Consider the following 25,754-nt stretch of genomic DNA (forward strand, 5'->3'; position numbering starts at 1 on the left):
ATTGATCTTTAAAGCCCTGCGGGCTTTTCGCCTTATATCCTCGCCCGCATTGGGCGAGGGTTTACGGCGTTTTTCGCTAAATTATCTCTTATTGAATAACAACGATAAAATAATGCCAGTAGCAATTTGTTTTAATTGATTAAAATAACATCAACAAAACACATTCCTTGACTTAATTTCCATATTTCCTCCATTTTTAACTATGAAGAAACAGGTAGAATGTCACCATTCCAGATTTTCATTTCAGTATTTCTGATTAGCTAGTTGCCAGTGGGATCACAAAAGTAATGAATAAAAACAAAAGTGCTAAAAAAAGAGTTTCTCTCATTATCGCTTTAATCGTCGTAATCGCAGGGGCTTACGCCTATTGGCAATTTAATGCAGCAAAAACCGCGTCGCCTGAAAATAAAGGGGCTCAAGTAACTAACTCACAAAATCGAGGTACATCTGGATCTCGACGCCCTCCTTTACCACCTGTTCAAGTTGCAACATCAACACAAGAGGATGTACCTCAATTTTTATCTGCTTTAGGGACAGTAAAAGCCACTAATAGCGTAACCGTTACGAGTCGTGTTGAAGGTCAACTAATGGCGTTACATTTCACAGAAGGACAACACGTTCAAAAAGGTGATTTATTAGCTGAGATTGATCCTCGTCCATTTGAAGTTCAATTAGCCCAAGCCAAAGGGCAGCTTGCAAAAGATCAGGCCACATTAGCAAATGCACGTCTTGATTTAGCGCGTTATCAGAAATTAGCGAAAACCAATTTAGTCTCACAACAAGAGCTAGATAATCAGCAAGCTTTAGTCAAACAGTCTGAGGCCAGTATTCGTATTGATGAAGCCACTATCAGTAATGCACAACTGCAACTCACTTATAGCAAAATCACCGCACCCATTTCAGGTCGAGTAGGGTTAAAACAAGTTGATGTTGGTAATTATATTTCTGGTGGTTCATCTACGCCTATCGTTGTTATCAATCAAATGGATCCTGTTGATGTGATTTTTACATTGCCAGAACAAGATCTGGCGAATGTTATTCAAGCACGTAAAAACAATACAAATTTACCAGTCATCGCATTAGATAGAAATAATCAGTTTGAATTAGCTAAAGGAGAATTATTTAGTGTTGATAACCAAATTGATGCAACAACTGGCACCATTAAATTAAAAGCACGCTTTCCACAACAAGAGACAACGTTATTTCCTAACCAGTTTGTAAATGTGCGTCTTTATGTCACCACATTAGAAAAAGCGGTGGTTATTCCTAATGCAGCTCTACAAATGGGTAATGAAGGCCACTTTGTTTGGGTTGTGGATAGTGAAAATAAAGTAAGTAAATTACGTGTTGAAGTTGCCTTACAAAATGCGGAAAAAGTCGTAATAGCATCCGGTTTATCCGCTGATCAGCGCGTTGTAACCGATGGTGTGGATAGATTAACACAGGGTGCAAAAGTCGATATCGTGACACCAACGGCACCAAAGACTAAAGAAAATAACCGTGTTGTTGCGGAGAAAGCATAATGACCGAAAAAACACACGGTACAGGTGGCGGCCCCTCTCGCTTATTTATTCTGCGCCCTGTTGCAACAACCCTTTTTATGGTTGCCATACTCCTAGCTGGGATTGTCGGCTATCGCATGCTCCCCGTCTCAGCATTACCTGAAGTTGATTATCCAACAATTCAGGTCGTTACGCTTTATCCCGGAGCAAGCCCTGATGTAATGACATCAGCAGTTACGGCTCCATTAGAGCGCCAGTTTGGGCAGATGTCTGGATTAAAGCAGATGTCGTCACAAAGCTCTGGTGGTGCTTCAGTGATCACGCTGATGTTCCAATTAACATTACCATTAGATGTTGCAGAGCAAGAAGTACAAGCAGCGATAAATGCAGCCACTAATTTGCTACCATCCGATTTACCTTACCCACCAATTTACAGCAAAGTAAATCCAGCTGATCCGCCTATTTTAACCTTGGCGGTTACTAGCTCAACATTACCGATGACACAATTGCAAGATATGGTTGAAACCCGTATCTCACAAAAAATTTCACAAGTTAATGGCGTCGGTTTAGTGGCTTTAGCTGGTGGTCAGCGCCCTGCTGTTAGAGTTAAACTCAATGCACAAGCCGCTGCATCTTACGGTTTAGATAGCGAACAAATTCGTGTAGCAATCAATAATGCGAACGTTAACTCAGCGAAAGGAAGCCTTGATGGGCCAACTCGCTCTGTAACGCTATCCGCGAATGATCAGATGAAATCATTAGAAGATTACCGTCAATTAATCGTTACTTATAAAAATGGCGCACCAATTCGTCTATCTGATATCGCCACAATAGAACAAGCACCTGAAAACAACCAACTAGGTGCATGGGCAAATAACAAGCAGGCGATTATTATTAATATTCAACGTCAACCTGGTGTTAACGTCATTGATACTACTGATAATATTCGTAATTTATTGCCTGATTTAGTCTCTAATTTACCAAAATCCGTTAATGTTGAAATTTTAACAGACAGAACCACTACGATCCGCGCTTCAGTTAAAGATGTACAGTTTGAACTTGGATTGGCTATCGCTCTTGTGGTAATGGTCATTTATCTCTTTTTACGTAATGGTGTCGCAACCTTAATTCCAAGTATTGCAGTACCGCTTTCATTAGTAGGTACGTTTGCAGTAATGTATTTTTGTGGATTCTCCGTCAATAACCTCACCTTAATGGCTCTTACTATTGCCACAGGCTTTGTTGTCGATGATGCGATTGTCGTGATTGAAAATATTTCCCGTTATCTCGAACGTGGTGATAAACCGTTAACAGCCGCCCTAAAAGGGGCTGGTGAAATTGGTTTTACCATTATTTCGCTTACCTTCTCTCTTATTGCCGTACTGATCCCATTGTTATTTATGGGTGATATTGTTGGTCGTTTATTTAGGGAGTTTGCAATCACCCTTGCTGTCGCCATTCTAATCTCTGCCGTGGTTTCGCTCACATTAACGCCAATGATGTGTGCTCGATTGCTAAAACCTGAAAATGAAATCAAACACAATCGTTTTGAAATGGCGTGCGAACGTTTCTTTGAAAGAATGATTGCGGTGTATGCCGTTTGGCTTAAACGTGTTTTAAACCATCAATGGATAACGCTTGGCGTAGCACTTAGCACATTGATGCTAACTGTATTGCTATATATGTTTATTCCTAAAGGCTTTTTCCCATTACAAGATAACGGGCTATTGCAAGGAACCATTGAAACCTCACAATCCATTTCTTATCAAGCAATGGTAGAAAAACAGCAACAAGTCGTTGATAAATTAATTGATGATCCAGCCGTTGATAATATTGCCAGTTTTGTGGGAATTGATGGCAGTAACGCAACACTCAATACTGGACGACTACAGATCACGCTAAAACCCCTTGATCAGCGTGATGATAGGATAGATGTAATTATTCCTCGTTTACAAGCGCGTATTGCTTCTATTGCGGGAATGACTCTTTATCTGCAACCGACTCAAGATTTAACCATTGATACGCAAGTTTCTCGTACTCAGTATCAATTTACATTACAAGCAACATCATTAGATGAGTTAGCTTATTGGGTACCTAAGCTCTCTCAAGCACTAAAAGATAGCCCTGAATTGACTGATATCAGCAGTGATTGGCAAGATAACGGCATGATGGCATATATCAAAGTGGACAGAGACTCAGCAAGTCGTTTAGGTATTTCAATGAGTGAAATAGATAACGCACTTTATAATGCTTTTGGTCAGCGTTTAATTTCAACTATCTACACTCAAGCCAATCAGTATCGTGTGGTATTAGAACAAGATATTCGTAATGGTGATGGATTACAGGCACTTTCAGCCGTGCATTTAACGGGTAAAGATGGTGCGATGGTACCTTTATTATCGATTGCATCCGTAGAGCAACGTTTAGCGCCACTCTCTATCAATCATCAAGAGCAATTTCCTTCAGCAACATTCTCATTTAATGTCGCAGAACAATCCTCTCTTGAAGAAGCGGTGAAAGCAGTAAAATTGGCTGAAGAGCAAATCTCTATGCCAAGAGATATCACCACCCAATTCCAAGGTGCGACACTGGCATTTGAAAGTGCGCTTTCAAGTACTTTGTGGCTGATTATCGCGGCAATTGTAGCTATGTATATTGTATTAGGAGTGCTATATGAGAGTTTTATTCACCCTATTACGATTTTATCGACACTGCCAACAGCCGGCGTCGGCGCATTATTGGCTTTAATAGCCGCAGGCAATGAGTTGGATATTATTGCAATTATTGGGATCATCTTACTTATCGGGATCGTAAAGAAAAATGCGATCATGATGATAGACTTTGCCCTTGCCGCTGAACGAGAACAAGGTTTAACACCTTACGATGCTATTTATCAAGCGTGTTTATTACGTTTCCGCCCAATCTTAATGACCACAATGGCGGCGCTTTTAGGTGCGTTGCCTTTAATGTTAAGTACCGGTGTAGGGGCTGAATTACGTCAACCATTAGGGGTTTGTATGGTTGGTGGCTTAATTATGAGCCAAATCTTAACCCTATTTACAACACCTGTAATTTATCTGTTATTTGATAAATTATCGCTCTACATCAACCGCAATAAACACGTTGAGAATAATAACGGGGCTGTATCATGAAGTTCTTCGCCCTCTTTATTCAACGCCCCGTAGCAACCACATTACTGAGTTTAGCAATTTCTTTATGTGGTGCCTTAGGGTTTATGTTGCTTCCGGTTGCCCCATTACCCCAAGTTGATTATCCGGTTATTAATATTTACGCTTCATTACCGGGGGCATCACCAGAAACCATGGCATCTTCTGTGGCAACACCGCTTGAGCGCTCTCTAGGGAGAATTTCAGGTATTGATGAAATGACATCAAGCAGTTCGCTTGGAAGTACCAGTATTACGTTAGTGTTCGACTTAAACAAAGATATCAATACAGCCGCTCGTGATGTACAAGCGGCATTAAATGCTTCGCAAAGCTTATTACCATCAGGTATGCCAAGTCGCCCGCGTTATTATAAATCGAATCCTTCTGATGCACCGATTATGATCTTAACGCTCACCTCTGACACCCAAAATACAGGGGAGCTTTATGATCTCGCCTCAACAAGGTTGGCACAAAAAATTTCTCAGATTGAAGGTGTCAGTGAAGTTTCTGTCGGTGGTGGCTCATTACCGGCGATACGTGTCGCCCTCAATCCTGATGCGTTATTTAACCAAAATGTCAGCCTTGATGATGTTAGAAAAGCAATTAACCAAGCAAATGTGCGCCGACCTCAAGGCTTTGTAAATAATGACGAAAGGCGTTGGCAAATCCAAACTAACGATGAGCTGAGTAAGGCGGCTGAATATCGCCCTGTGATCGTACATTACAATCAAGATGCCGTTGTGCGTTTAAGTGATGTGGCACAAGTTACCGATTCTATACAAAACTCTCGAGCTGCCGGAATGAGTGGCGGAGAGCCTGCTATTTTGCTGGTTATTCGTCGTGAAGCTGGTGCCAATATCATTGAAACCGTCAATCGTATTCGTGATGAGCTTCCAGAATTACGTGAGCTGATCCCTGCAAGTGTTGATTTAAAAGTTGCACAAGATAGAACCCCCACTATTCGCGCTTCATTAGCTGAAGTTGAACGTGCATTAGCTATTGCTGTGGCGCTGGTCATTTTAGTTGTGTTCTTATTTTTACGCTCAGGTCGCGCCACGCTGATCCCTGCAGTTGCGGTACCCGTCTCATTAATTGGTACTTTTTCAGCCATGTACCTTTGTGGCTTTAGTTTAAATAACCTTTCATTAATGGCATTAACCGTAGCCACAGGCTTTGTAGTTGATGATGCAATTGTGGTGCTTGAAAATATCTCTCGTCATATTGAGAATGGTTTAAAACCTAAAGATGCCGCCTTGAAAGGGGTCGGTGAAGTTGGTTTTACAGTCCTTTCAATGAGTATTTCTCTTGTTGCCGTTTTTATTCCATTACTATTAATGGATGGTCTAGTCGGGCGATTATTTAAAGAATTTGCCATCACCTTAACAACCGCTATTGCAATTTCGCTGTTTGTTTCTCTAACGCTCACCCCCATGATGTGTGCCCATTTACTAAAAGGGATGAAGCCTAAAGCACAGTCGCATTTACGGGGTTTTGGCAAGTTACTTTTCCGTCTCCAACAAGGTTACAGCGTCACATTGCAAGCAGCGTTACGTCATCGACGCTGGGTTATGGCTATTTTTCTTGCCACATTAGGCTTAAATGCTTATTTATACATCAGTGCACCCAAAACATTTTTCCCTGATCAAGATACAGGACGTTTAATGGGATTTGTGCGTGCAGACCAAAGTATTTCATTCCAATCAATGAAAGAAAAAATGACCCGCTTCATGCAAGAAATTAATGCAGATAAAGACGTTGATAGCGTAACGGGTTTTACTGGCGGGGGGCGTATTAATAGTGGATTTATGTTTATTTCCCTCAACCCACTGTCAGAGCGTACTGATAGCGCAAACCAAGTAATTAATCGCCTACGAACAAAATTAGCCAATGAACCTGGCGCTAACCTCTTTTTAATGCCAGTGCAAGATGTTAGAGCGGGTGGACGCCAAGCAAATGCCAGTTATCAATTCACATTATTAGCTGATGATTTGAGCGAGTTGCGTAAATGGGAGCCCATTGTTCGTAAAGCGTTAGGTGAACAGCCTCAACTTGTAGACGTTAACTCTGATAAAGAAGATAAAGGCGCAGAAATGGCACTAACTTACGATCGCGATACCATGTCGCAATTAGGTATTAATGTTAGTGATGCCAATAATCTACTAAACAATGCTTTTGGTCAGCGTCAAATATCCACCATTTATGCGCCACTAAATCAGTATAAAGTGGTGATGGAAGTCTCAGAACAATATACTCAAGATGTCTCTGCATTAGATAAAATGTATGTGGTCAATAATCAAGGTGAACGTATCCCATTATCCGCATTTGCGAGTTGGTATCCGGCTAATGCGCCATTAAGTGTTAATCACCAAGGATTATCTGCATCTTCAACTATTGCCTTTAATATTCCAGAAGGCTATACATTAGCAGATGCCATTAATTCTATTGAACGCACAATGACAGAATTAGGTGTACCTAATACCGTCAGAGGTACTTTTGCTGGTACCGCACAGATTTTTCAAGAAACCATCAAATCACAGCTTATTCTTATCTTAGCGGCGATTGTAACGGTCTATTTAGTATTAGGTGTGTTATATGAAAGTTATATTCATCCACTGACCATTTTATCTACCCTACCTTCCGCGGGTGTGGGCGCCTTATTAGCGTTACAGCTTTTTAATACACCTTTTAGTCTGATTGCACTTATTGGCATTATGCTACTTATTGGCATTGTGAAGAAAAATGCCATTATTATGGTAGATTTTGCAATTACAGCCCAACGTGAAGGCAAGTTGTCAGCTAAAGAGGCGATTATTCAAGCCAGTCTATTACGTTTCCGCCCTATTCTTATGACAACACTCGCCGCACTATTTGGTGCATTACCACTAATGTTAGGTAGTGGAGATGGCGCAGAGTTAAGACAACCTTTAGGGATAACAATTGTAGGTGGTTTATTAATGAGCCAGCTACTGACCCTTTATACAACTCCGGTTATTTATCTATTTTTTGATGGATTGCGTGAACGTTGGCAACAACGACGTATCAGCAAAAAAGAGGCAAGTGCATGAAATTGAGAAGCAAGCTGTTCTTAGTGGTTTTTGCTACTTGTATGGTTGTTGTTCTCGCCATGCATATCGGTATTCGAGGTAGCTTCCAGCAAGGATTCATTGGTTATATCAAGAAAAACAGTGAACAGCGTGCAACTCTTTTAGCTGAAGCCTTAACTGAACAATATGCTTTAACGGGAGATTGGCGTTTCCTCAATAGAGATGATCGCTCTCTTTATCAAATATTACGAAGTATTGATCAAATAAGCCAAAGTAGCGAAGGACCGCCTCCTAGAGGTTGGCGTACACAATTTTGGATCGTTGATAAAGAGATGAAACGTTTATTTGGGCATGACAATCAATTTCCCGCAGAAACATTTAAAAAGCCCATTACCTTTCACGATGAAATTGTTGGATGGGTGATTGTCAGCGCGGCAGATAAAATCAGTAATGAGGCCGATATTAGCTTTGATAAGCAACAACTGCGTACTAGCTGGATAATTGCAGGTTTAACCGTTCTTTTTGCTTTATTGATCACTCTTATTCTTTCTCGCAATATGATACGCCCTGTTAAACGTCTTGTTGAAGCGACACATAAATTAGCAGCGGGTGACTTCTCTGTTCGCGTAACACCCTCAAGCAAAGATGAAATCAGTCAACTTGCTACCGACTTTAATCAACTTGCCAGCACACTAGAAAAAAATGAACAAATTCGTCGTGATTATATGGCAGATATCTCACATGAATTGCGAACCCCTCTTGCCATATTAAAAGGTGAACTTGAAGCGTTACAAGATGGTGTCAGAAAGCCCTCAACAGAGACGCTAAATTCCCTTTTATTTGAAGTTACAAATCTAACCAAATTGGTTAATGATCTCCACCAACTATCATTATCAGATAGAGGCTCTTTAACTTATCGTAAAGATTTTATTGATATCAATGAAGTAATTTTATTGGCTGTGGCTTCTTATCGTCATACCTATCAAACTAAAGATATTACTTTACTTACCGAATTAGATGATTCATTCCCACTCATTGTGCAAGCTGATCCTGATAGGTTGATCCAGCTTTTCCATAATCTGCTAGAGAATAGCGTACGCTATACTTATTCAGGTGGACAATTACATATCAGCACCCAAAAAGAGCAAAATCATGTTGTTGTTTCATTAGAAGATAGTGCTCCAGGGCTAGACAGTGCTCAATACAATGCTGTTTTCCAGCGCTTTTATCGTGCAGAAAATTCACGAAATCGTGCAAGTGGAGGCTCAGGTTTAGGTCTTGCGATTTGCGAAAATATTGTTGAAGCTCATAATGGTAAGATAAGTGCCATGCCTTCCTCTTTAGGTGGCGTGAAAATCCTTATAGAATTACCCGCATATTCTGATGATCTTTAAGCCTAATAACCATTGAGCCAATAAATGACCATATCTGAATCCCCCTATTCAATCTTGATTGTTGAAGATGAACCTAAACTTGCCCAATTGCTTATTGATTATCTTCAATCATCAGGTTATCAAACTTATTGGTTAGCAGATGGTGCTAAAGTGAGCCAGTATGTAAAACAACAACACTACGATTTAATACTATTAGATCTAATGCTACCTGTTAAAGACGGCATTACAATCTGTAAAGAGTTACGTCAGTTTTCAGATATTCCAATCATTATGGTAACGGCTAAAACAGAAGAAGTAGATCGACTACTCGGTCTTGAGATTGGCGCTGATGACTATATTTGCAAACCTTATAGTCCAAGGGAAGTCGTAGCCAGAGTCAAAACTTTATTACGCCGTTTTTATCGACCACAAGATATTATTCAAAGCGATAAATTAGTCGTCATTGATGAGCAGGCTTACCAAATCCAATACAACAATAAAATTCTTGATTTAACGACTGCTGAATTTCGTTTACTAAAGGCTTTAGCCACTCAGCCAGGCAAAATATTGACACGTGATCAACTTATGGATCACCTTTATGATGACTACCGTATTGTGACGGATAGAACCATTGATAGTCACATTAAAAATTTACGACGCAAACTAGAGCAACTTAACGATCAAATTGAATTTATTCGTTCAATTTATGGTCAAGGCTATCGTTGGGAAACCCAAGCTTACCGTTTTCGATGATATTTTTTCAGGAATACATTGAACCGCGCTACACTTAAGCGCTAGAATCCCCCCCTTTATGATATACCCCTACCCAATGTGTGGGGGACTGACTTGAAATCAGAACCAGGAAATTAACCATGTTTACACCCGAATTGCTCTCTCCTGCTGGCTCATTAAAAAATATGCGCTATGCCTTTGCTTATGGCGCAGACGCCGTTTATGCAGGTCAGCCACGTTATAGCTTACGTGTGCGTAATAATGAGTTTAACCACGAAAACCTTGCTAAAGGTATTCAAGAGGCCCACGAATTAGGTAAGCGCTTCTATGTTGTGGTTAATATCGCACCTCACAATGCTAAATTAAAAACCTTTATTCGTGACTTAAAACCCGTCATTGATATGGGTCCAGATGCGCTGATTATGTCTGATCCGGGTTTGATCATGATGGTACGTGAAGCCTTCCCTGAAATGGATATCCACCTTTCAGTACAAGCCAACGCCGTTAACTGGGCAACTGTAAAATTCTGGCGCCAAATGGGATTAACTCGTGTGATCCTTTCTCGTGAACTTTCTATTGATGAAATTGCTGAAATTCGTAAGCAAGTTCCTGATATGGAATTAGAGGTTTTCGTTCACGGTGCATTATGTATGGCTTATTCAGGCCGTTGCCTATTATCTGGTTATATCAATAAGCGTGACCCAAACCAAGGTACATGTACTAACGCTTGCCGCTGGGAATATAAAGTTGAAGAAGGCAAAGAAGACGATGTCGGTAATATCGTTGAAAAATACACGCCAATCCCGGTTAAAAATGTTGAGCCTACTTTAGGTGTTGGCGCGCCAACAGATAAAGTCTACTTAATCGAAGAAGCAAAACGCCCTGGTGAATATATGACTGCGTTCGAAGATGAACACGGTACTTATATCATGAACTCTAAAGACTTACGTGCGATTGAACACGTTGAGCAATTAACTCAAATGGGCGTGCATTCGCTGAAAATTGAAGGTCGTACTAAATCCTTCTATTACTGTGCTCGTACAGCACAAATGTATCGTCGTGCGATTGATGATGCAGTTGCAGGTAAACCATTCGATCCAACGTTGCTAACGACATTAGAAGGCTTAGCACATCGAGGTTATACAGAAGGTTTCTTACGTCGCCATACCCATGATGCATACCAAACTTATGAATATGGTTACTCTGTCTCTGACACTCAACAATTTGTCGGTGAATTCACAGGTAAACGCGTAAACGGTTTAGCTGAAGTTGATGTTAAAAACAAATTTGTTTTAGGTGATAGCCTAGAATTAATGACCCCAACTGGAAATATTCAATTTACGCTAGACACGCTGTTTAATAAAAAACAGCAACCAACGGATGTTGCACCAGGTAATGGTCACATGGTTTATTTATCTGTTCCTGAAGATGTTGATTTAGATTTTGCACTGCTGATCCGCAACCTACAAGGTACAACAACTCGCCAACCGCATAAAATTGATGCGGTAGAAGTGAAGTAAAGCGTCATAATCTGATTTAAAGTGGTCAATTTCAAATACAGATCACATCAATAATGATTTGTTTGCCGTATCATCAGTTCCGAAAAATAAAGAACTAGAATGAATACAGTAAGACTAGGAACCACCTCCTTGGCAAATCCAATCTCCCTTGGATTTGCCTTTTCTTTTTTCACTTCCCGTTATCAATTTTCTTTTCGTAAAACACACTCCTTTTTCGTTATCCTTTGTAAAAAAAATAGTAATTTTCTCGATATCCATTACCTTTAAAAGAGTGATTTAATTAAAGGGATTCATCAATGAGTAAAATTAATTTACTAATCATTAATGGAAAAAGCGCTAACGATAGTACATTGAGAAAAGCGGTTTACCAATTACGTGACGAAGGTTTTAATCTCCAAGTAAGAGTGACTTGGGAATCGAGTGATATACGACGTTTTGTACAAGAAGCCATCGATATGCAGGCCGAAACTGTAATTGCAGCCGGAGGGGATGGAACAATTAATAGCGTTGTATCTGAACTCATACATCTCTCCCCTTCGTCTTTACCAACACTTGGCGTTATTCCATTAGGTACAGCAAATGATTTTGCCACCAGCGCACAAATCCCTCGCGATATGGAAAATGCACTTAATTTAGCCGTTAAAGGGCGAGCTGTACCCATTGATGTTATTAATGTGAATAAGACCCGCTATTTTATCAATATGGCATCAGGTGGCTTTGGAACAAAAATCACAACAGAAACCCCTGAAGCGTTAAAGTCAGCATTAGGTGGAGCCGCCTATTTTATTAATGGTCTTTTAAGTATTGACACCTTAAAAGCTGATCACTGCACGATAGAAGCGGAAAATTTCCACTGGGAAGGTGAATCACTCATTCTCGGTATTGGTAATGGTCGCCAAGCTGGAGGAGGACAACAACTCTGTCCCGACGCTTTAATTAACGACAATAAACTCAATATCACCATTGTTGAAGCACACGAATTACTTCCTTCTCTTTTAAATAGCCTGTTTGATCGTAAAAAAAATGACAAGATTATCGAGCGTGAAAGTCGCTGGGTAAATATTAGCGCTTCTCATGAAATGGTATTTAATTTAGATGGAGAACCCCTTTTAGGGAATAAATTTGAATTTATTGTGTTACCTGAAGCGATCCACTGCCGGTTACCGCCTCAATGTGACTTGTTATCTTAATGTAGATAAATGACAATCACTCTCATCTCATCATGAACTGGAGTATGTAATGACTGATATAGTAAGTTTGTTAGGTGCTGATGCGAAATCATTATTGGAACATCGTTGCCAAACCATCCCGAGCGAAAATCTCTACCTGCCAGGTTCTGACTTTGTTGATCGCGTTATGATTGATAACAATCGCCCTAATAGCGTGTTACGTTCAATGCAAACCCTGTTTAATCATGGGCGTTTAGCGGGAACGGGTTATCTGTCCATTCTACCTGTTGACCAAGGGGTTGAGCACTCTGCTGCTGCCTCTTTTGCTGCAAACCCACTCTATTTTGATCCAAAAAATATTGTTGAGTTAGCTATTGAAGCGGGTTGTAACTGTGTTGCTTCTACTTATGGTGTTCTTGCTTCTGTTTCTCGTCGCTATGCACACAAAATCCCTTTTCTTGTGAAATTAAACCACAATGAAACCCTAAGCTACCCCGCGCAATATGACCAAACACTGTACGCCAGTGTAGAACAAGCCTTTGAAATGGGTGCTGTTGCCGTGGGTGCAACCATTTACTTTGGTTCACAAGAAAGCCGTCGCCAAATTGAAGAAATTTCAATGGCCTTTGAGCGTGCTCATGAGTTGGGAATGGTCACAGTATTATGGGCTTATTTACGCAACCCAGCCTTTAAAAAAGATGGCGTAGATTACCATGCAAGTGCAGATTTAACCGGTCAAGCAAACCATTTAGCCGCAACAATTGGTGCTGATATTGTTAAACAAAAAATGGCTGAAAATAACGGTGGCTTTAAAGCGATTGGTTTTGGTCATACTGATGAGCGTGTTTACACCAAACTCACTACTGAAAACCCAATTGATTTAGTTCGTTACCAATTAGCAAACTGCTATATGGGTCGTGCGGGATTAATTAACTCTGGTGGCGCTTCAGGTAATAATGACCTTGAAGATGCTGTTCGTACCGCAGTGATTAATAAACGTGCGGGTGGTATGGGCTTGATCTTAGGACGTAAAGCGTTCAAAAAATCAATGAAAGATGGCGTAGCTCTAATTAATGCAGTACAAGATGTTTATCTAAACAAATCTGTCACTATTGCTTAATTATCTGATTTTACAATCAGTTAAAGCCCCTTTTTAGGGGCTTTTTAGTATTACCACCAACGATGAAAATGATGCACAGGGCCGAAACCTTGTCCAACATCTAAACTATCTGCATGTTCTAATGCTTGCTGCAAATAGTTTTTTGCTTGTTCAACACAAATCTGCCAATTAGCAACTTGAGGACGAATAGCAGCTAAGGCGGCTGAAAGCGTACATCCTGTACCATGAGTATTTTTAGTATTAATGCGTTTAGAGGTAAATCGCCACTCACCATCTTGAGTAAATAACCAATCAGGGCTTTCATTTTCAGTTAGATGCCCTCCTTTCATCAACACCGCTTTACATCCTTGTTTTAGCAATGCATAACCTTGTTGCTTCATCGCTATTTCATCTTGAGCGACATCACAACCTAACAGTGCTGCAGCTTCGGGTAAGTTAGGCGTGATCAAATCAACCAGAGGCAAAAGCTGATTAACCATTTTATTAACCGCATCAGGTTGTAATAGAGGATCACCACTTTTTGCAATCATCACGGTATCAAGAACAACAAAGGGGATCGCATATTGCTGAAGTTTGGTGCAAACCACATCAATAATCGAGGCATTAGAGAGCATGCCAATTTTGGCACTATCAATTCGAACATCAGACAAGACAGCATCTAATTGAGCGGCAACAAAATCAGGGGATAAATCATAGACACTACGGACACCACAGGTATTTTGAGCAACAAGTGCCGTCATTACTGTTGTGCCATAGACACCCAGTGCTGAAAATGTTTTCAGATCGGCCTGAATACCTGCACCACCACTAGGATCAGTGCCTGCGATAGACAATGCATTGAATCTCACTGATTAACTCCTCCTTTCACCAGTTACAGAAAAGTCGGGCTCTGTTAATCAGCAGAGTTACCTTGACTTCCCTACGCTGGCATTATCCAGATCAGGTTATACGGGTTCATCTCAGCCATAAGGCGCCCCGAGCCAAAGCCTGTAAATTCAGGCGATAAGGAGTATCGCATGCTCAAGATAAAGATGCTAGTTTGATAGCTAATATCGATTTATAAATTCTCTCTTGTTGAGATTTGTTATTCAGTAAGATAAATCAGTTATAGTTGTATATAATAAATAGTAAGCCGAGGGCCTCTATTGCACGACATATCGATTTAAGAAAGGGTAAATAACAATTTTTTAATTTGCACTCTCTAACCATAGGATTATCTGTATAAAAAACAGTCCAAACGCCAGTTGTCAACGCTTAAACTTAAACGCTTTATAAACTAACCTCTGTTTTTTTCTTTTTTTTATTTAACTCTTTTTATTTGTTACTCTATTATTCAGCCAGAAATTAATCTTTTTTTCTAAACTGATGTTATTAATATTAAATTTATCTCAATATTTTAATTAAGTCATAATAATAAATATTTGTTAGGTTTTTTCTATTGAAAGTAACTAAGCCTATATTAAGTCTTGCAAACCTTATTTATTAGCTATTTATTTTTTAAATCTAATAAAATTTAATTTTCGTTAGAAACGATATATTATCATAAAAAAATAACATCATTTAATATCAGACAAAATGACGTTCATAAGTACAATAAGTCTATCGTTTTATTCTTAACCAACTCTAACCCTTTAAGATTTTATTTAAGATGTAAAGTTTCAGATACCTCTTATCTTAAATACTTGTCGATTAAATAACACTATTAGTAATGTTTATTTGTCATCACCAGAATCACTGTTTATGTCGTACTCGGAGTTACATTATGTCATCGTCCTATTTTCACCCTAGCGTATTAGCTACAACGCTGTTTTCACTTGCGTTAACAACTTCCGCTTTCGCTTCTGAAAATAATGCAAATAGCCATCAGACTATTATGACAGAAAACCAACAAGTCGCCAGCAACCCTCCTCAATCTAATAATGACGAGAATTACTGGGAAAAATTCAAACGTAATGTTAATCAAACTTGGGATAACGACCAATATAATTACTATTTACCTGTATGGACTTGGCATAACCGTTTTACTTACGATAAAGAAAAAACTGATCGTTATAACGAAACACCTTGGGGTTTTGGTATGGGAAAATATCGTTATGACAATGATGGTGATTGGCACTCTCTTTATGCGATGGCATTTATGGACTCAAATAACCGTGTACAACCTATTATGGGCTATGGTTTTGAGAAAATGTGGTATCCCAGTGATAAAAATGGGTTTCGTATGGGAGCCGGCTTTACACTAAGCATTACAGCGCGCCATGAATATAACTATATTCCTATGCCACTTCCTTTACCGCTAGTTTCTATCGGTTATGGGCATCTTTCACTACAAGCGACTTATGTACCAGGAACTTATAACAATGGTAACGTGTTATTTGCTTGGTTACGTTGGCAGTAACTCCTTTATTTTTGCCACTCAGAATAAATACAAACAATAAAAATAGAACATAAAAAAACGCATCTCAGTGATGCGTTTTTTGGTTCAACCGTGTGTTAACCAATCAGTAATAGCTTAAATATCTTGGCTTGCTTGAGCACTGTTCGGTGTTTTCTTCATACGGGATATTTTAAAACCAACCCATAAGAACGCGATCCAGAATGGCATTAAAATTACCGAAATATTCACTTGTGGCATAAATAAGATAATCACTAAAATCATGCATAAGAAAGCAAGGCAAATGTAGTTACCATAAGGATACCAAAGAGCTTTAAAGAAAGGCTCTACACCCTCTTTCGTTTTTGCAGCTCTAAATTTTAAATTCGCCAAACAGATCATAATCCAGTTAAGTACTAATGTGGTTACAACCAAGGCCATTAATAGTTCTAACGCTTGATCAGGTAATAAGTAATTAACTAAAATACCTAATGAGGTCGCAATAGCAGACAATAGTAACGACACTACTGGTACACCACGTTTATTAATACGAGAAAGTGCATGTGGCGCATTTCCTTGTTTTGCCAAACCATAAAGCATACGACTATTAGAATAAACGCCACTGTTATAAACTGACAGAGCAGCAGTTAATACCACAGCATTTAAAATATTTGCGATTAAGAAATTATCCAAATTATGGAAAATCAGGACGAATGGGCTTTCACCTTTCACAACTTGCGTCCAAGGATAGAGTGAAAGTAACACTAACAATGAGCCGATATAGAAAATTAAAATACGATAAACAACTTGGTTAGTTGCTTTTGGGATACTGACTTTTGGATTTTCAGCTTCAGCCGCGGTGATCCCCACCAGTTCAAGTCCCCCAAAAGAGAACATCACAATGGCTAATGCAGACATAAAGCCCGTAAAACCATGGGGGAAAAAACCTAGCTCCCATAAATTGCTAACCGAAGCTTGAGGGCCACCATTACCACTTGCCAGTAAGTAGCTCCCAAATAAAATCATACCAACGATCGCCAACACTTTAATAATGGCAAACCAGAATTCTGTTTCACCATACATTTTAACGTTAATCAAATTGATTAAGTTAATTGCCACGAAAAAGATAGCAACGGAAACCCAAACTGGAATATCAGGTAACCAGTAGTTAATGTATTTACCTGCAGCGGTTAATTCTGCCATACCGACAAGAATAAACATCACCCAATAGTTCCAGCCTGATAAAAAGCCAGCAAATGGGCTCCAATATTTATTAGCAAAGTGACTAAACGAACCCGCAACTGGCTCTTCGGCAACCATTTCGCCTAATTGGCGCATGATCATAAACGCAATAAAACCACCAATAGCATATCCTAATATTACTGATGGGCCTGTCATATTAATAGTTTGCGCTATACCAAGAAACAGACCAGCGCCGACAGCACCACCCAGCGCAATTAGCTGGATATGTCGATTTTTCAGACCGCGCTTAAGTTCTGTCTGTTGCGACTCTCTCGCCATACATCCTCTTCTCTTTATTATTTTATCAACTTAACATGTAAACTAATGTTTACGATTTTATTCATTTCGAGCCACCATTAAAACACTATTCTGACTTGAATAACAAATACATTTTATGCTAGGCGAAAAATAATAAGAAAAGCTATCTTTTAGTGATGTTTCGAGGGGAATAATGTGGTAAAGCGACAAAGACCTTGTTGGAAATCCTCTCCTCGATCGCAAAAATTATCTAAAGCCACCAGATAAAGGCCAAAGGTAATGGCCAATGCAATAATTAAGCTAATAATTATTTTCTTTGCGTTCAATTTAAAATCCTTTAAATACATTTTGTTAGTATGACTTACCACATTACAAGTATTCGCTTAAATACGATAACAAGAAAAGGAGTTGTTGTTATAAAATTCGCAATCAATTATCTCTATAAGTAAATTTAGCATAACTTTCATTATGAAAGGTAAACGCTTCCTCGACAGACTTCAGATAATGTGCATTATTTCGCTCTAAACTGTATGTAAAATGACCTTATATTAGTAAGTACACATTTTGCCAACGATTAGAGATAGCTATCCATTAATATGGATTTCTCTGTCTGCCATTTTTTGTATAAGATTAGGGAGTTAATTTTGATTTTTACCTTAACTTCATTGATAGAATGGAACTGTAATGCCACAAGATAATCATCTCGCATTAGTTTGCGCGCTAAGTAAATGGATTGAGGAGCATTTAGGCCGTGTTATCCATCTTGAAGAGTTGGCGGCTTATTCTGGGTATTCTCTTTGGCACATGCAGAAAATCTTTAAAGAAGTCACAGGCACCTCTTTAGGAAAGTATATCCGTCAGCGTAGATTAGCTGGTGCTATTCATTTATTACGTACCAGTGAACGCTCTATCTTCGATATCGCCCTTGATTTCGGCTTTGGTTCACAATCTCACTTTACTTATATGTTCCGTAAAGAGTATGGCATCACGCCTTTCGACTTTCGGCAAAATCAAGAGATCGTTTTAGAAACCAAACAGCCGTTACATTTACAATCACCTTGTTGTGATTAACCCTTCTATTTATGTGACATTATACAGATAGCCTTTAATGTCACATAAATAATACTCAAGCTATGTGATGATAGACCGCTTCGTCCTTCCTTTATCATGATTGCTTTTATTTAATATGGGGATGCTAATGAGTATTAAGCTTATCGCTATTGATTTAGATGGAACCTTACTTAACAAACAACACGAAATTACGCCAGAAGTAAAACAAGCCGTTCAGAGAGCAAAAGAAGCGGGAGTTAAGATTGTATTGGCTTCGGGACGCGCTTTTAATGGCATCTATCCCTATTTAAAAACACTCGGTCTTGATACATCTAACTGTTACTGCATCAGCAATAATGGCAGCCAAATCCATCAAGCAGATAATGGTGAAGTAATTATTCAAGATCTACTCAATTTTGAAGATTACCTCTATTTTGAAAACCTCGCTCGCGAGATTGGTGTCCATTTTCACGTTATCAGTGATAATAAGATTTATACCACAAATAGTCATATTAGCCATTTCACCTGCCAAGAAGCCTTTCTATCTTGGACTCCGCTTTATTATCGTCCACTGAATGAAATGCAGACTGATATGCATTTTAGTAAGTTTATGATTGTTGATGCGCCAGCCGTTTTGGATAATGCGATTCAATATCTTCCTGCTAATATTTATGAACAATACAGTATATTACGCAGTGCACCTTATTTTATTGAAGTGTTGAACACCAATGTCAATAAAGGGAGTGCGGTTCAAAAAGTCGCTGAACATTTAAAGATCACACCAGAAAAAATTATGTGTATTGGTGACCAAGGTAATGATTTGGCAATGCTGAAATATGCCGGCTTAGGTGTTGCAATGGGAAATGCCCCTGAAGAAGTGAAAAAAGTCGCCAAATTCGTCACACTTTCTAATGAAGAACACGGTGTTGCAGTCGCTATCAATAAATTTATTTAAACACGATCTTTTTTGTGTTTTATCGCGAATGTCTACAAAATTATATAGCTATTGTGATCCTTAGCAGAGGATCACACTGCTTTTCAACCAAAAACATAGCCTTTTATTATTCTATAATTGCTGTTAAATGAGCGTTAAATCTGCCTTTCTTCTTACATATCCTTCAGAATTTGTTACTATCAATTCACTTTTCGTTATTCAAACTGCATTTTCACAACATATTAAGCTGTTAATTAGGCTAGATGTAGAATAACAAATATAAATCATTTATATATTTTCTTCACAGACAGGTAGTTTAAGTTATGCTTTCTACAAAAGATATGCTCGTTCTTGGAATGATGGTTTTTGCACTCTTCCTTGGTGCTGGCAATATTATTTTCCCCCCTATGGCGGGTTTTCAATCGGGAAACCTCTGGTTTAGTACATCTTTAGGTTTCCTAGTTACTGGCGTCTTACTCCCATTCCTAACCTTAGTTATCGTTGCAATTCGTGGACGTGGTGAGCGTCTTTCTATTGATTTACCTTCATGGGTTGCCGTCATCTTCTGGGTAGCACTGTATCTTATCGTAGGCTCTACTTTTGCGATGCCTCGTGTTACCAATACTGCTTATGAAATGGGTTTCTTACCTTTAGGGCTCGTTGAAAAAAATACGGCAACACATCTCACTTTCGCTCTTGTGTTTAACATCACCAGTATGTTCTTCATGTTAAAACAAGGCACGATGATAAGCGCCATTGGTAAATTTATGACACCCGCGCTCTTAATTCTGCTGGTTGTTGTTGGTATTGCTGTTGTGGCTAAACCAATTTCCCCAATTGGTGAACCGACAGGCCTGTATGCGGTAAATGGCTTCTTCTCTGGCTTTATTGATGGCTACCAAACCATGGATGTCCTTTCAGCTATGGCATTTGGCGGTATCGTGGCTCGTGCTTTATATACCAAAGGAATTACTGAACCACGCCAGATCGGTTTGATTACCGTAAAAGCGGGTATGATTTCAGTCTTACTGTTAGCCGCACTTTATCTGTGCCTTTTCTACTTAGGTGCAACAAGCCACTCTGTTTCTGTTTTTGCTGATCCTGCACTCAATGCTACTAACGGTGGTCAAATTTTCTCACGATATGTCGATGCGCTGTTTGGCTCTGTTGGTACGTGGTTAATGGGCGGGATTGTTTTATTAGCCAGTATGACAACACTTGTAGGTGTAACAAGTGCTGCTGCTGACTACTTTGCGACATTCCATCACCGTTTAGGCTATCGCTTTTGGGTTGTGGTATTTACATTAATGACCACAATTGTATCAACGTTTGGCCTTGATACATTATTACGAGTGACTATTCCTGCATTATTAATGATTTATCCAACCGCAGTCACATTAGTATTACTGCAATTTATTCGTAATAAATTAAAAACGCCTCGCTTTACCTATCGCGTTACAATTGCCATCATCGTATTAATGAGTCTTTTCGATACGTTGAAACAATTGAAATGGTTAAATGCTGACTTACTGCAATTATTTAGCTATATCCCGCTTTCTGATTATGGTCTAGGTTGGGTATTACCTGGTGCGATTGCATTTATATTTTCGTTGGTGGTTAGCTTAAATCTTAAAGAAGAAAGCCTTCCAGTAGGAGATTCAGCGAAATAAGCAACAATATAACACCTAATTTGTAATGCTGATTGTAAGTTGAGAAAAAGCGTCTTCCAAATTCTATATTGGAGACGCTTTTTGCGTTTCTATTACTTAAATTTTTACTATCTATTCATCATAGAAAACTTAAGTTCGGTATTTCTCAATCAATGCTCTTAAAATCGCTTCTGATTGAGCATCAGGGATCCCATTCGCTTTGCTCGCCCTAAAATGCATTTGGAAGGCCTTCACTACTTTTTGTGCATTATTATCTAATACACCATTTGTTGGTGTTTGATAACCATATTGCTGCAATAACTGTTGGAAAGTTGCAACGTCAACAGGCTCTGAAGGTTCTCTACCCGCTAAATAAGTTTGTACTAACGCCTTATCTGGCCAAGCACCTATTCCTTGGCTGGCTAATCTTTCCCAAGGAAATAAAGGCCCCGGATCAACTTTTCTGAGAGGTGCAATATCACTGTGACCCAAAACATTTTGAGGTTCAATATTATAGCGTTCAATAATATCTTTCATTACCACTGAAATAGTCACAATTTGGTCTGCAGTATAAGAATACCAATACCTAAACTTCCCATTATCACGATAACCCAAATTAACTATTTCAATCCCAATGGAGCAATTGTTTAGGCTAGTTGCATTTCCCCACTGACTAATACCTGCATGCCATGCAATTTCTCTTTCATCCACTAATGAAGTAATCACTGGTTTTCCATCAATCGATGATGGATGTGTAGGGATCAAATAGTGACTACTGACTCGGCCAGCTGTAAGCACCTTAAACGAGCGTTCATCATCAAGGGCGGTATAGTGCATTACCAGATATTTTACACAGTCATTTGCTTCCTGCTTATTAGGAACAACTTTAACTATATATTCACCTCTATCGATAAATACGGGTTGCTTGGCACAACTGGTTAAGAGGCTTATTGCAATAAGTAATCCTATATAATACCGACTAGACCTCATTTCTGATCCTTGATTAATTATTCCCAAAGCTAAATTGTAATAAAAAAACCCATATTAAAAAATATGGGTTTTGAATTTTGACGCTTTTTTATGATTGCTTTAGTTATTGCTCACTTTTTCACATCGAACTAAAGGTTCATCAGGAATAATATTCTTATCCCAAATCCCTTCTTCAATATCATCTTGCAACTCTGGATATTGTCGAATATCAAATGTAGGCACTAAACCTGCTTGTCGTTGCTGGTTATAATCTTTAACTAATTTTAAGGCGACACCAGAAAGTAAGATGATTGCAATTAAATTAGTCATTGCCATTAATCCCATAGAGAGATCGGCCATTTTCCAAACAAGAGGCATATCCGCTAAAGCACCAAACATCACCATGCCTAACACTGCTGAACGTAACAGGAATAGCCCTGTTGTGTGATTACGTTCAAGAAAAATCATATTACTCTCAGCATAAGCATAATTAGCAATAATGGAGGTAAAAGCGAAGAAGAAAATTGCAATCGCAATAAAGGTGCTTCCCCATCCCCCGACACTCGATGACAAGGCCAATTGTGTTAATTGAATACCATTAATACCTTCCGGATAACTGTCTAATACCCCCGATGATAAAATGATCACCGCGGTGGCACTACAAATAACCAAGGTATCCATAAAAACACCTAACATCTGAATATAGCCTTGAGATGCAGGATGTGGTGGATAAGGTGTTGCTGAAGCCGCAGCATTAGGTGCCGATCCCATCCCTGCTTCATTCGAAAAGAGGCCGCGCTGAATACCTTGAGTCATCGCTTGACTAATACCGTAAGCAACTGCACCTGCAGCGGCTTCTTGTAATCCAAACGCACTTTTAAAAATTAAAATGAAAACTTCGGGTAAGCGTTCAATATGATCTGCAACGACCCAAAATGCTAATAATAAATAAGCTGTTGCCATAATAGGAACAACTAACTCAGCAACACGAGCAACCCAACGCAGGCCACCAAAAATAATAAATCCGCTCGTTAATACTAAAAAGAGCCCCACATAGAATGGATCAAAATTAAAGGCAGAAGCTGTAGCTTGAGCAATCGAATTCGCTTGGACAGCATTAAAAACCAAGCCAAAAGCGATAATCAAGAAAATGGCGAAGAGAACCCCCATCCAGCGCATTTTTAGTCCTTTCGTCATATAATAAGCAGGACCACCTCGATAATTACCATCATCATCTTTTGTTTTATAAAGTTGCGCGAGTGTACTTTCTATTAATGATGTTGCCATGCCAATTAAAGCAACTACCCACATCCAAAAAATAGCGCCAGGACCACCCGCTGTTAAAGCAATCGCGACACCTGTCAAGTTACCAGTACCTACACGCGCAGCTAAACTGGTGCATAATGCCTGGAAGGAAGAGATCCCTGATTTATCTGACTTATGGCTATTTTTTAAAATAGAGAACATATGACTAAAATGTCGGATTTGTATAAATCCGGTACGGATAGTAAAGTAAATACCTACTCCGAGAAGCAAGTAGATAAGAACATATCCCCATAAAATGTTATTCGCAAAGTTTATTAGCCCTGTCAAATTAATCCCCTTATGTAATAACGTATATAACCTATCCTTACATCGCTATTGAAATAAAAAAGTAAGCAGATATCGTGTAATTAAGTCAATTACTGATCCGAATCCGTCTTAAAGTAATATCAAGAATTACTGTGTGAAAAGCGAACCAAATGTAACACAATATTGTGTGCCATGTATATTTTTTGTTTATTTTTTTACATGTTATTATTTTAATTTAATTATCTTATTAACTAAAGCAACCAATATTGAAAAATAAAAACCCTCTATATATCATTAAGATAAATAATTATTTCTTTATTTTATTAACGCAAAAAAGTAAGCTGAATACATTAATCATTAAGTTAATCAGTCATTTTAGAAAAAACACAAATAGAGTAAAAAAACATCAATTAATAATTTTCGCTATTTATCTAAAATAAGATTTAAATGAACCATTAAAGCAATTAATTAAGATGTTTTTTAATATTCAATTTAACATTTCAGTAATTAACCTTTAAGAAATAAAGCTTGTTACTAAAATCGACAATAAATATTTCATATTTCTTCATCCAATAAAATGCTTTAATATTAATAAGATATTAAGACAAGATAAAAAAACAAACTTTACATTTTTATTTTATCACACCTATTAAATTCATTAATTCTAACATGATTTGTGATCTTTCATTTTTTATGAATACGATTGATTGTTTTCTTTTCTTTTTTTATTCACTTACTATTCATGAATAACTCTATTTTTTGAATATTAATTAAAGTTTATTTCATATTAATAAAAAAATGTAGAATCACGTAAGTTTACCTATTAACCATTTGGTTAATTTTATTTATACTATGTTTTTCCCTGGTGTTGTATTATTTTTCGCCCTGTTTCCACAACAGGGCATTTTTTCATCTCAATATTTTAGCGCTTTATCATAACTCCTTGTCAAATATTAAAAAATAAAAACACATAAAATATCCAATTAATAAATCATCATTATTCATCTATTCTTAATACAAAATCTTCTACTTTTTTCATTGATCTAAATCAAACAAAACATTCGCATTACTTACCTTTTTTATAGATAAACTGCTTTTTTTCTACTTTAAAACCTATTTAATAAAAGTTGGAAATGCTCACTCTATCATTAGATTTATTTAAATTACCCACAAAGTAGTATAACAATTAAAGAGATATAAAATTTTATTGTTATATTTAATCGACTTGATTAAAAATCACCCAAAATAAAGTTCACTATTTTGCTATACATTAATGACTAATCTCTTTATCTGCTTGCATTAATAAGCAAGCTCTTTTACTTTACGTATATTGTTATAGAGGGAAAGATAATGAGTTATAACCTTTCAGAATTAACACAAGAAGAAAAAGATAAACTAAATATAAGCTTAGCCGCTTCAGGCGTCGCGTTTAAAGAACGCTATAACATGCCTGTCGTTGCAGATGCTGTTTTAAGAGAACAGCCTCAAGCTTTTCAAGCTTTCTTTCAAGAAAGACTGGTATTTTATCGTGCAAGAAGCCAACACTATTCTCGTTTGCCTTATGAACCACCAGTAAAAAAATAGTCAAATACTCTCCACTATTTTGATAATGACAAAAAAAAGAGATAAACCTTAGTTTATCTCTTTTTCTTTCAATAGATTAATTAGAACTCACTATCATTAATCTATTATTTAGGAGAAACATAAGTAATAGTATTGTCATCACAATTGACTTGAACATTGTAACGAAGATCTGTTCTCGCCCCTCTTACATTCAATACCATCTGGTAGCTATTATCCATCTTGATAATTTCATTAGCATTGATACTTGCAACAGGTTTTGAACCTAATGCATTTTTATCATCTTGCCAGCGAGGTAAACGATTCTGTAAATAATCATTCTTTACTCTTGCAACAAGTTGATTGTTATCTAAATTAACGCAACTCGCAAAAGGAGCAGAACGCACAATATCTTTATTAACATTTTCGATACTTTCTGCGGATACTCCAAAAGAAATAGCAAGCAAAAAACCTGCTCCAAGTATCCCTGTTTGACCAATAAACTTGCTTAATTTCATA

General features: G+C 38.2%; 19 protein-coding genes and 1 riboswitch. Of the genes, 13 read left to right on the forward strand and 6 right to left on the reverse strand.

What is annotated here, in order from left to right; translation table 11 throughout:
- Positions 1-287: 287 nt before the first annotated feature.
- The 8 genes from DK858_RS00010 to fbaB all read left to right on the forward strand — a co-directional run bounded on the left by DK858_RS00010 (position 288) and on the right by fbaB (position 13,627).
- Positions 288-1,523 carry an MdtA/MuxA family multidrug efflux RND transporter periplasmic adaptor subunit gene (locus tag DK858_RS00010; protein WP_109395688.1) on the forward strand — a complete coding sequence of 412 codons (1,236 nt, stop codon included), beginning with the start codon at positions 288-290 and terminating at the stop codon, positions 1,521-1,523.
- The gene (locus DK858_RS00015; RefSeq protein WP_109395689.1) at positions 1,523-4,654 is read left to right on the forward strand and encodes an MdtB/MuxB family multidrug efflux RND transporter permease subunit; all 3,132 of its coding nucleotides are present in this window, start codon (positions 1,523-1,525) and stop codon (positions 4,652-4,654) included. The genes DK858_RS00010 and DK858_RS00015 overlap by 1 nt, the downstream gene beginning before the upstream one ends.
- A complete protein-coding gene (gene mdtC, locus DK858_RS00020) occupies positions 4,651-7,734 on the forward strand; it encodes a multidrug efflux RND transporter permease subunit MdtC (RefSeq protein WP_109395690.1) in 3,084 nt (1,027 codons plus the stop codon). The genes DK858_RS00015 and mdtC overlap by 4 nt, the downstream gene beginning before the upstream one ends.
- On the forward strand, positions 7,731-9,107 hold the full coding sequence (gene baeS / locus DK858_RS00025) for an envelope stress sensor histidine kinase BaeS (protein ID WP_109395691.1): 1,377 nt from the start codon (positions 7,731-7,733) through the stop codon (positions 9,105-9,107). Before mdtC ends, baeS begins: the two co-directional genes overlap by 4 nt.
- Positions 9,108-9,131: 24 nt before the next feature.
- Positions 9,132-9,839 (forward strand): envelope stress response regulator BaeR, encoded by a 708-nt coding sequence (gene baeR, locus DK858_RS00030; RefSeq protein ID WP_109395692.1) that lies wholly within the window; start codon positions 9,132-9,134, stop codon positions 9,837-9,839.
- Positions 9,840-9,958: 119 nt separating this feature from the next.
- The gene (trhP, locus tag DK858_RS00035; protein ID WP_109395693.1) at positions 9,959-11,338 is read left to right on the forward strand and encodes a prephenate-dependent tRNA uridine(34) hydroxylase TrhP; all 1,380 of its coding nucleotides are present in this window, start codon (positions 9,959-9,961) and stop codon (positions 11,336-11,338) included.
- A gap of 296 nt (positions 11,339-11,634) precedes the next feature.
- Positions 11,635-12,528 (forward strand): lipid kinase YegS, encoded by an 894-nt coding sequence (gene yegS / locus DK858_RS00040; RefSeq protein WP_109395694.1) that lies wholly within the window; start codon positions 11,635-11,637, stop codon positions 12,526-12,528.
- A 49-nt stretch (positions 12,529-12,577) separates the two neighbouring features.
- Positions 12,578-13,627, forward strand: coding sequence for a class I fructose-bisphosphate aldolase (gene fbaB, locus DK858_RS00045; protein WP_006533078.1), 1,050 nt, complete (start codon positions 12,578-12,580; stop codon positions 13,625-13,627).
- Positions 13,628-13,677: 50 nt separating this feature from the next.
- Here fbaB and thiD read toward each other — a convergent pair whose 3' ends face one another.
- Positions 13,678-14,475, reverse strand: a complete 798-nt coding sequence (gene thiD, locus DK858_RS00050; protein ID WP_109395695.1) for a bifunctional hydroxymethylpyrimidine kinase/phosphomethylpyrimidine kinase — start codon at positions 14,473-14,475, stop codon at positions 13,678-13,680.
- A 51-nt stretch (positions 14,476-14,526) separates the two neighbouring features.
- A riboswitch (TPP riboswitch) is annotated at positions 14,527-14,615 on the reverse strand.
- Between the two features lie 774 nt (positions 14,616-15,389).
- Between thiD and pagP the strand changes: the two genes are divergently transcribed.
- The gene (gene pagP / locus DK858_RS00055; protein ID WP_109395696.1) at positions 15,390-16,025 is read left to right on the forward strand and encodes a lipid IV(A) palmitoyltransferase PagP; all 636 of its coding nucleotides are present in this window, start codon (positions 15,390-15,392) and stop codon (positions 16,023-16,025) included.
- Positions 16,026-16,139: 114 nt separating this feature from the next.
- Here pagP and DK858_RS00060 read toward each other — a convergent pair whose 3' ends face one another.
- Together DK858_RS00060 and mgrB are read right to left on the reverse strand one after the other, a co-directional pair.
- The gene (locus DK858_RS00060) at positions 16,140-17,522 is read right to left on the reverse strand and encodes an amino acid permease (protein WP_109395697.1); all 1,383 of its coding nucleotides are present in this window, start codon (positions 17,520-17,522) and stop codon (positions 16,140-16,142) included.
- A 149-nt stretch (positions 17,523-17,671) separates the two neighbouring features.
- On the reverse strand, positions 17,672-17,848 hold the full coding sequence (gene mgrB / locus DK858_RS18200) for a PhoP/PhoQ regulator MgrB (protein ID WP_164996175.1): 177 nt from the start codon (positions 17,846-17,848) through the stop codon (positions 17,672-17,674).
- Positions 17,849-18,185: 337 nt separating this feature from the next.
- Between mgrB and DK858_RS00070 the strand changes: the two genes are divergently transcribed.
- The 3 genes from DK858_RS00070 (at position 18,186) to brnQ (ending at position 21,155) form a co-directional block, all read left to right on the forward strand.
- Entirely contained in the window at positions 18,186-18,572 is a 387-nt protein-coding gene (locus DK858_RS00070) for a helix-turn-helix domain-containing protein (protein ID WP_006533085.1), read from the forward strand.
- A gap of 127 nt (positions 18,573-18,699) precedes the next feature.
- Complete coding sequence (yidA, locus tag DK858_RS00075) at positions 18,700-19,506, forward strand: sugar-phosphatase (RefSeq protein WP_109395698.1); 807 nt, start codon at positions 18,700-18,702, stop codon at positions 19,504-19,506.
- 302 nt (positions 19,507-19,808) lie between these two features.
- The gene (brnQ, locus tag DK858_RS00080; protein WP_109395699.1) at positions 19,809-21,155 is read left to right on the forward strand and encodes a branched-chain amino acid transport system II carrier protein; all 1,347 of its coding nucleotides are present in this window, start codon (positions 19,809-19,811) and stop codon (positions 21,153-21,155) included.
- Between the two features lie 129 nt (positions 21,156-21,284).
- Here brnQ and DK858_RS00085 read toward each other — a convergent pair whose 3' ends face one another.
- Complete coding sequence (locus DK858_RS00085) at positions 21,285-22,124, reverse strand: N-acetylmuramoyl-L-alanine amidase (RefSeq protein WP_109395700.1); 840 nt, start codon at positions 22,122-22,124, stop codon at positions 21,285-21,287.
- Positions 22,125-22,223: 99 nt separating this feature from the next.
- Positions 22,224-23,696, reverse strand: coding sequence for an alanine/glycine:cation symporter family protein (locus DK858_RS00090; RefSeq protein WP_109395701.1), 1,473 nt, complete (start codon positions 23,694-23,696; stop codon positions 22,224-22,226).
- A 1,329-nt stretch (positions 23,697-25,025) separates the two neighbouring features.
- Between DK858_RS00090 and DK858_RS00095 the strand changes: the two genes are divergently transcribed.
- Positions 25,026-25,259, forward strand: coding sequence for a DNA polymerase III subunit theta (locus DK858_RS00095; RefSeq protein ID WP_023581873.1), 234 nt, complete (start codon positions 25,026-25,028; stop codon positions 25,257-25,259).
- Between the two features lie 104 nt (positions 25,260-25,363).
- Here the strand turns inward: DK858_RS00095 and yebF are convergent, their stop codons facing one another.
- Entirely contained in the window at positions 25,364-25,753 is a 390-nt protein-coding gene (gene yebF, locus DK858_RS00100; protein ID WP_109395702.1) for a protein YebF, read from the reverse strand.
- Position 25,754: the final 1 nt, after the last annotated feature.

The organism is Proteus faecis (genome assembly GCF_003144395.1).
Classification (GTDB): Bacteria; Pseudomonadota; Gammaproteobacteria; order Enterobacterales; family Enterobacteriaceae; genus Proteus; species Proteus faecis.

Excerpts from the sequence above, each read along its gene's own strand:
- yegS (WP_109395694.1), top strand. The coding sequence starts at position 11,635 with ATGAGTAAAATTAATTTACTAATCATTAATGGAAAAAGCGCTAACGAT.
- yidA (WP_109395698.1), top strand. The coding sequence starts at position 18,700 with ATGAGTATTAAGCTTATCGCTATTGATTTAGATGGAACCTTACTTAAC.
- DK858_RS00095 (WP_023581873.1), top strand. The coding sequence starts at position 25,026 with ATGAGTTATAACCTTTCAGAATTAACACAAGAAGAAAAAGATAAACTA.
- baeR (WP_109395692.1), top strand. The coding sequence starts at position 9,132 with ATGACCATATCTGAATCCCCCTATTCAATCTTGATTGTTGAAGATGAA.
- brnQ (WP_109395699.1), top strand. The coding sequence starts at position 19,809 with ATGCTTTCTACAAAAGATATGCTCGTTCTTGGAATGATGGTTTTTGCA.
- mdtC (WP_109395690.1), top strand. The coding sequence starts at position 4,651 with ATGAAGTTCTTCGCCCTCTTTATTCAACGCCCCGTAGCAACCACATTA.
- fbaB (WP_006533078.1), top strand. The coding sequence starts at position 12,578 with ATGACTGATATAGTAAGTTTGTTAGGTGCTGATGCGAAATCATTATTG.
- pagP (WP_109395696.1), top strand. The coding sequence starts at position 15,390 with ATGTCATCGTCCTATTTTCACCCTAGCGTATTAGCTACAACGCTGTTT.
- DK858_RS00010 (WP_109395688.1), top strand. The coding sequence starts at position 288 with ATGAATAAAAACAAAAGTGCTAAAAAAAGAGTTTCTCTCATTATCGCT.
- yebF (WP_109395702.1), bottom strand. The coding sequence starts at position 25,753 with ATGAAATTAAGCAAGTTTATTGGTCAAACAGGGATACTTGGAGCAGGT.
- trhP (WP_109395693.1), top strand. The coding sequence starts at position 9,959 with ATGTTTACACCCGAATTGCTCTCTCCTGCTGGCTCATTAAAAAATATG.
- DK858_RS00085 (WP_109395700.1), bottom strand. The coding sequence starts at position 22,124 with ATGAGGTCTAGTCGGTATTATATAGGATTACTTATTGCAATAAGCCTC.
- DK858_RS00070 (WP_006533085.1), top strand. The coding sequence starts at position 18,186 with ATGCCACAAGATAATCATCTCGCATTAGTTTGCGCGCTAAGTAAATGG.
- DK858_RS00015 (WP_109395689.1), top strand. The coding sequence starts at position 1,523 with ATGACCGAAAAAACACACGGTACAGGTGGCGGCCCCTCTCGCTTATTT.
- mgrB (WP_164996175.1), bottom strand. The coding sequence starts at position 17,848 with ATGTATTTAAAGGATTTTAAATTGAACGCAAAGAAAATAATTATTAGC.
- baeS (WP_109395691.1), top strand. The coding sequence starts at position 7,731 with ATGAAATTGAGAAGCAAGCTGTTCTTAGTGGTTTTTGCTACTTGTATG.
- DK858_RS00060 (WP_109395697.1), bottom strand. The coding sequence starts at position 17,522 with ATGGCGAGAGAGTCGCAACAGACAGAACTTAAGCGCGGTCTGAAAAAT.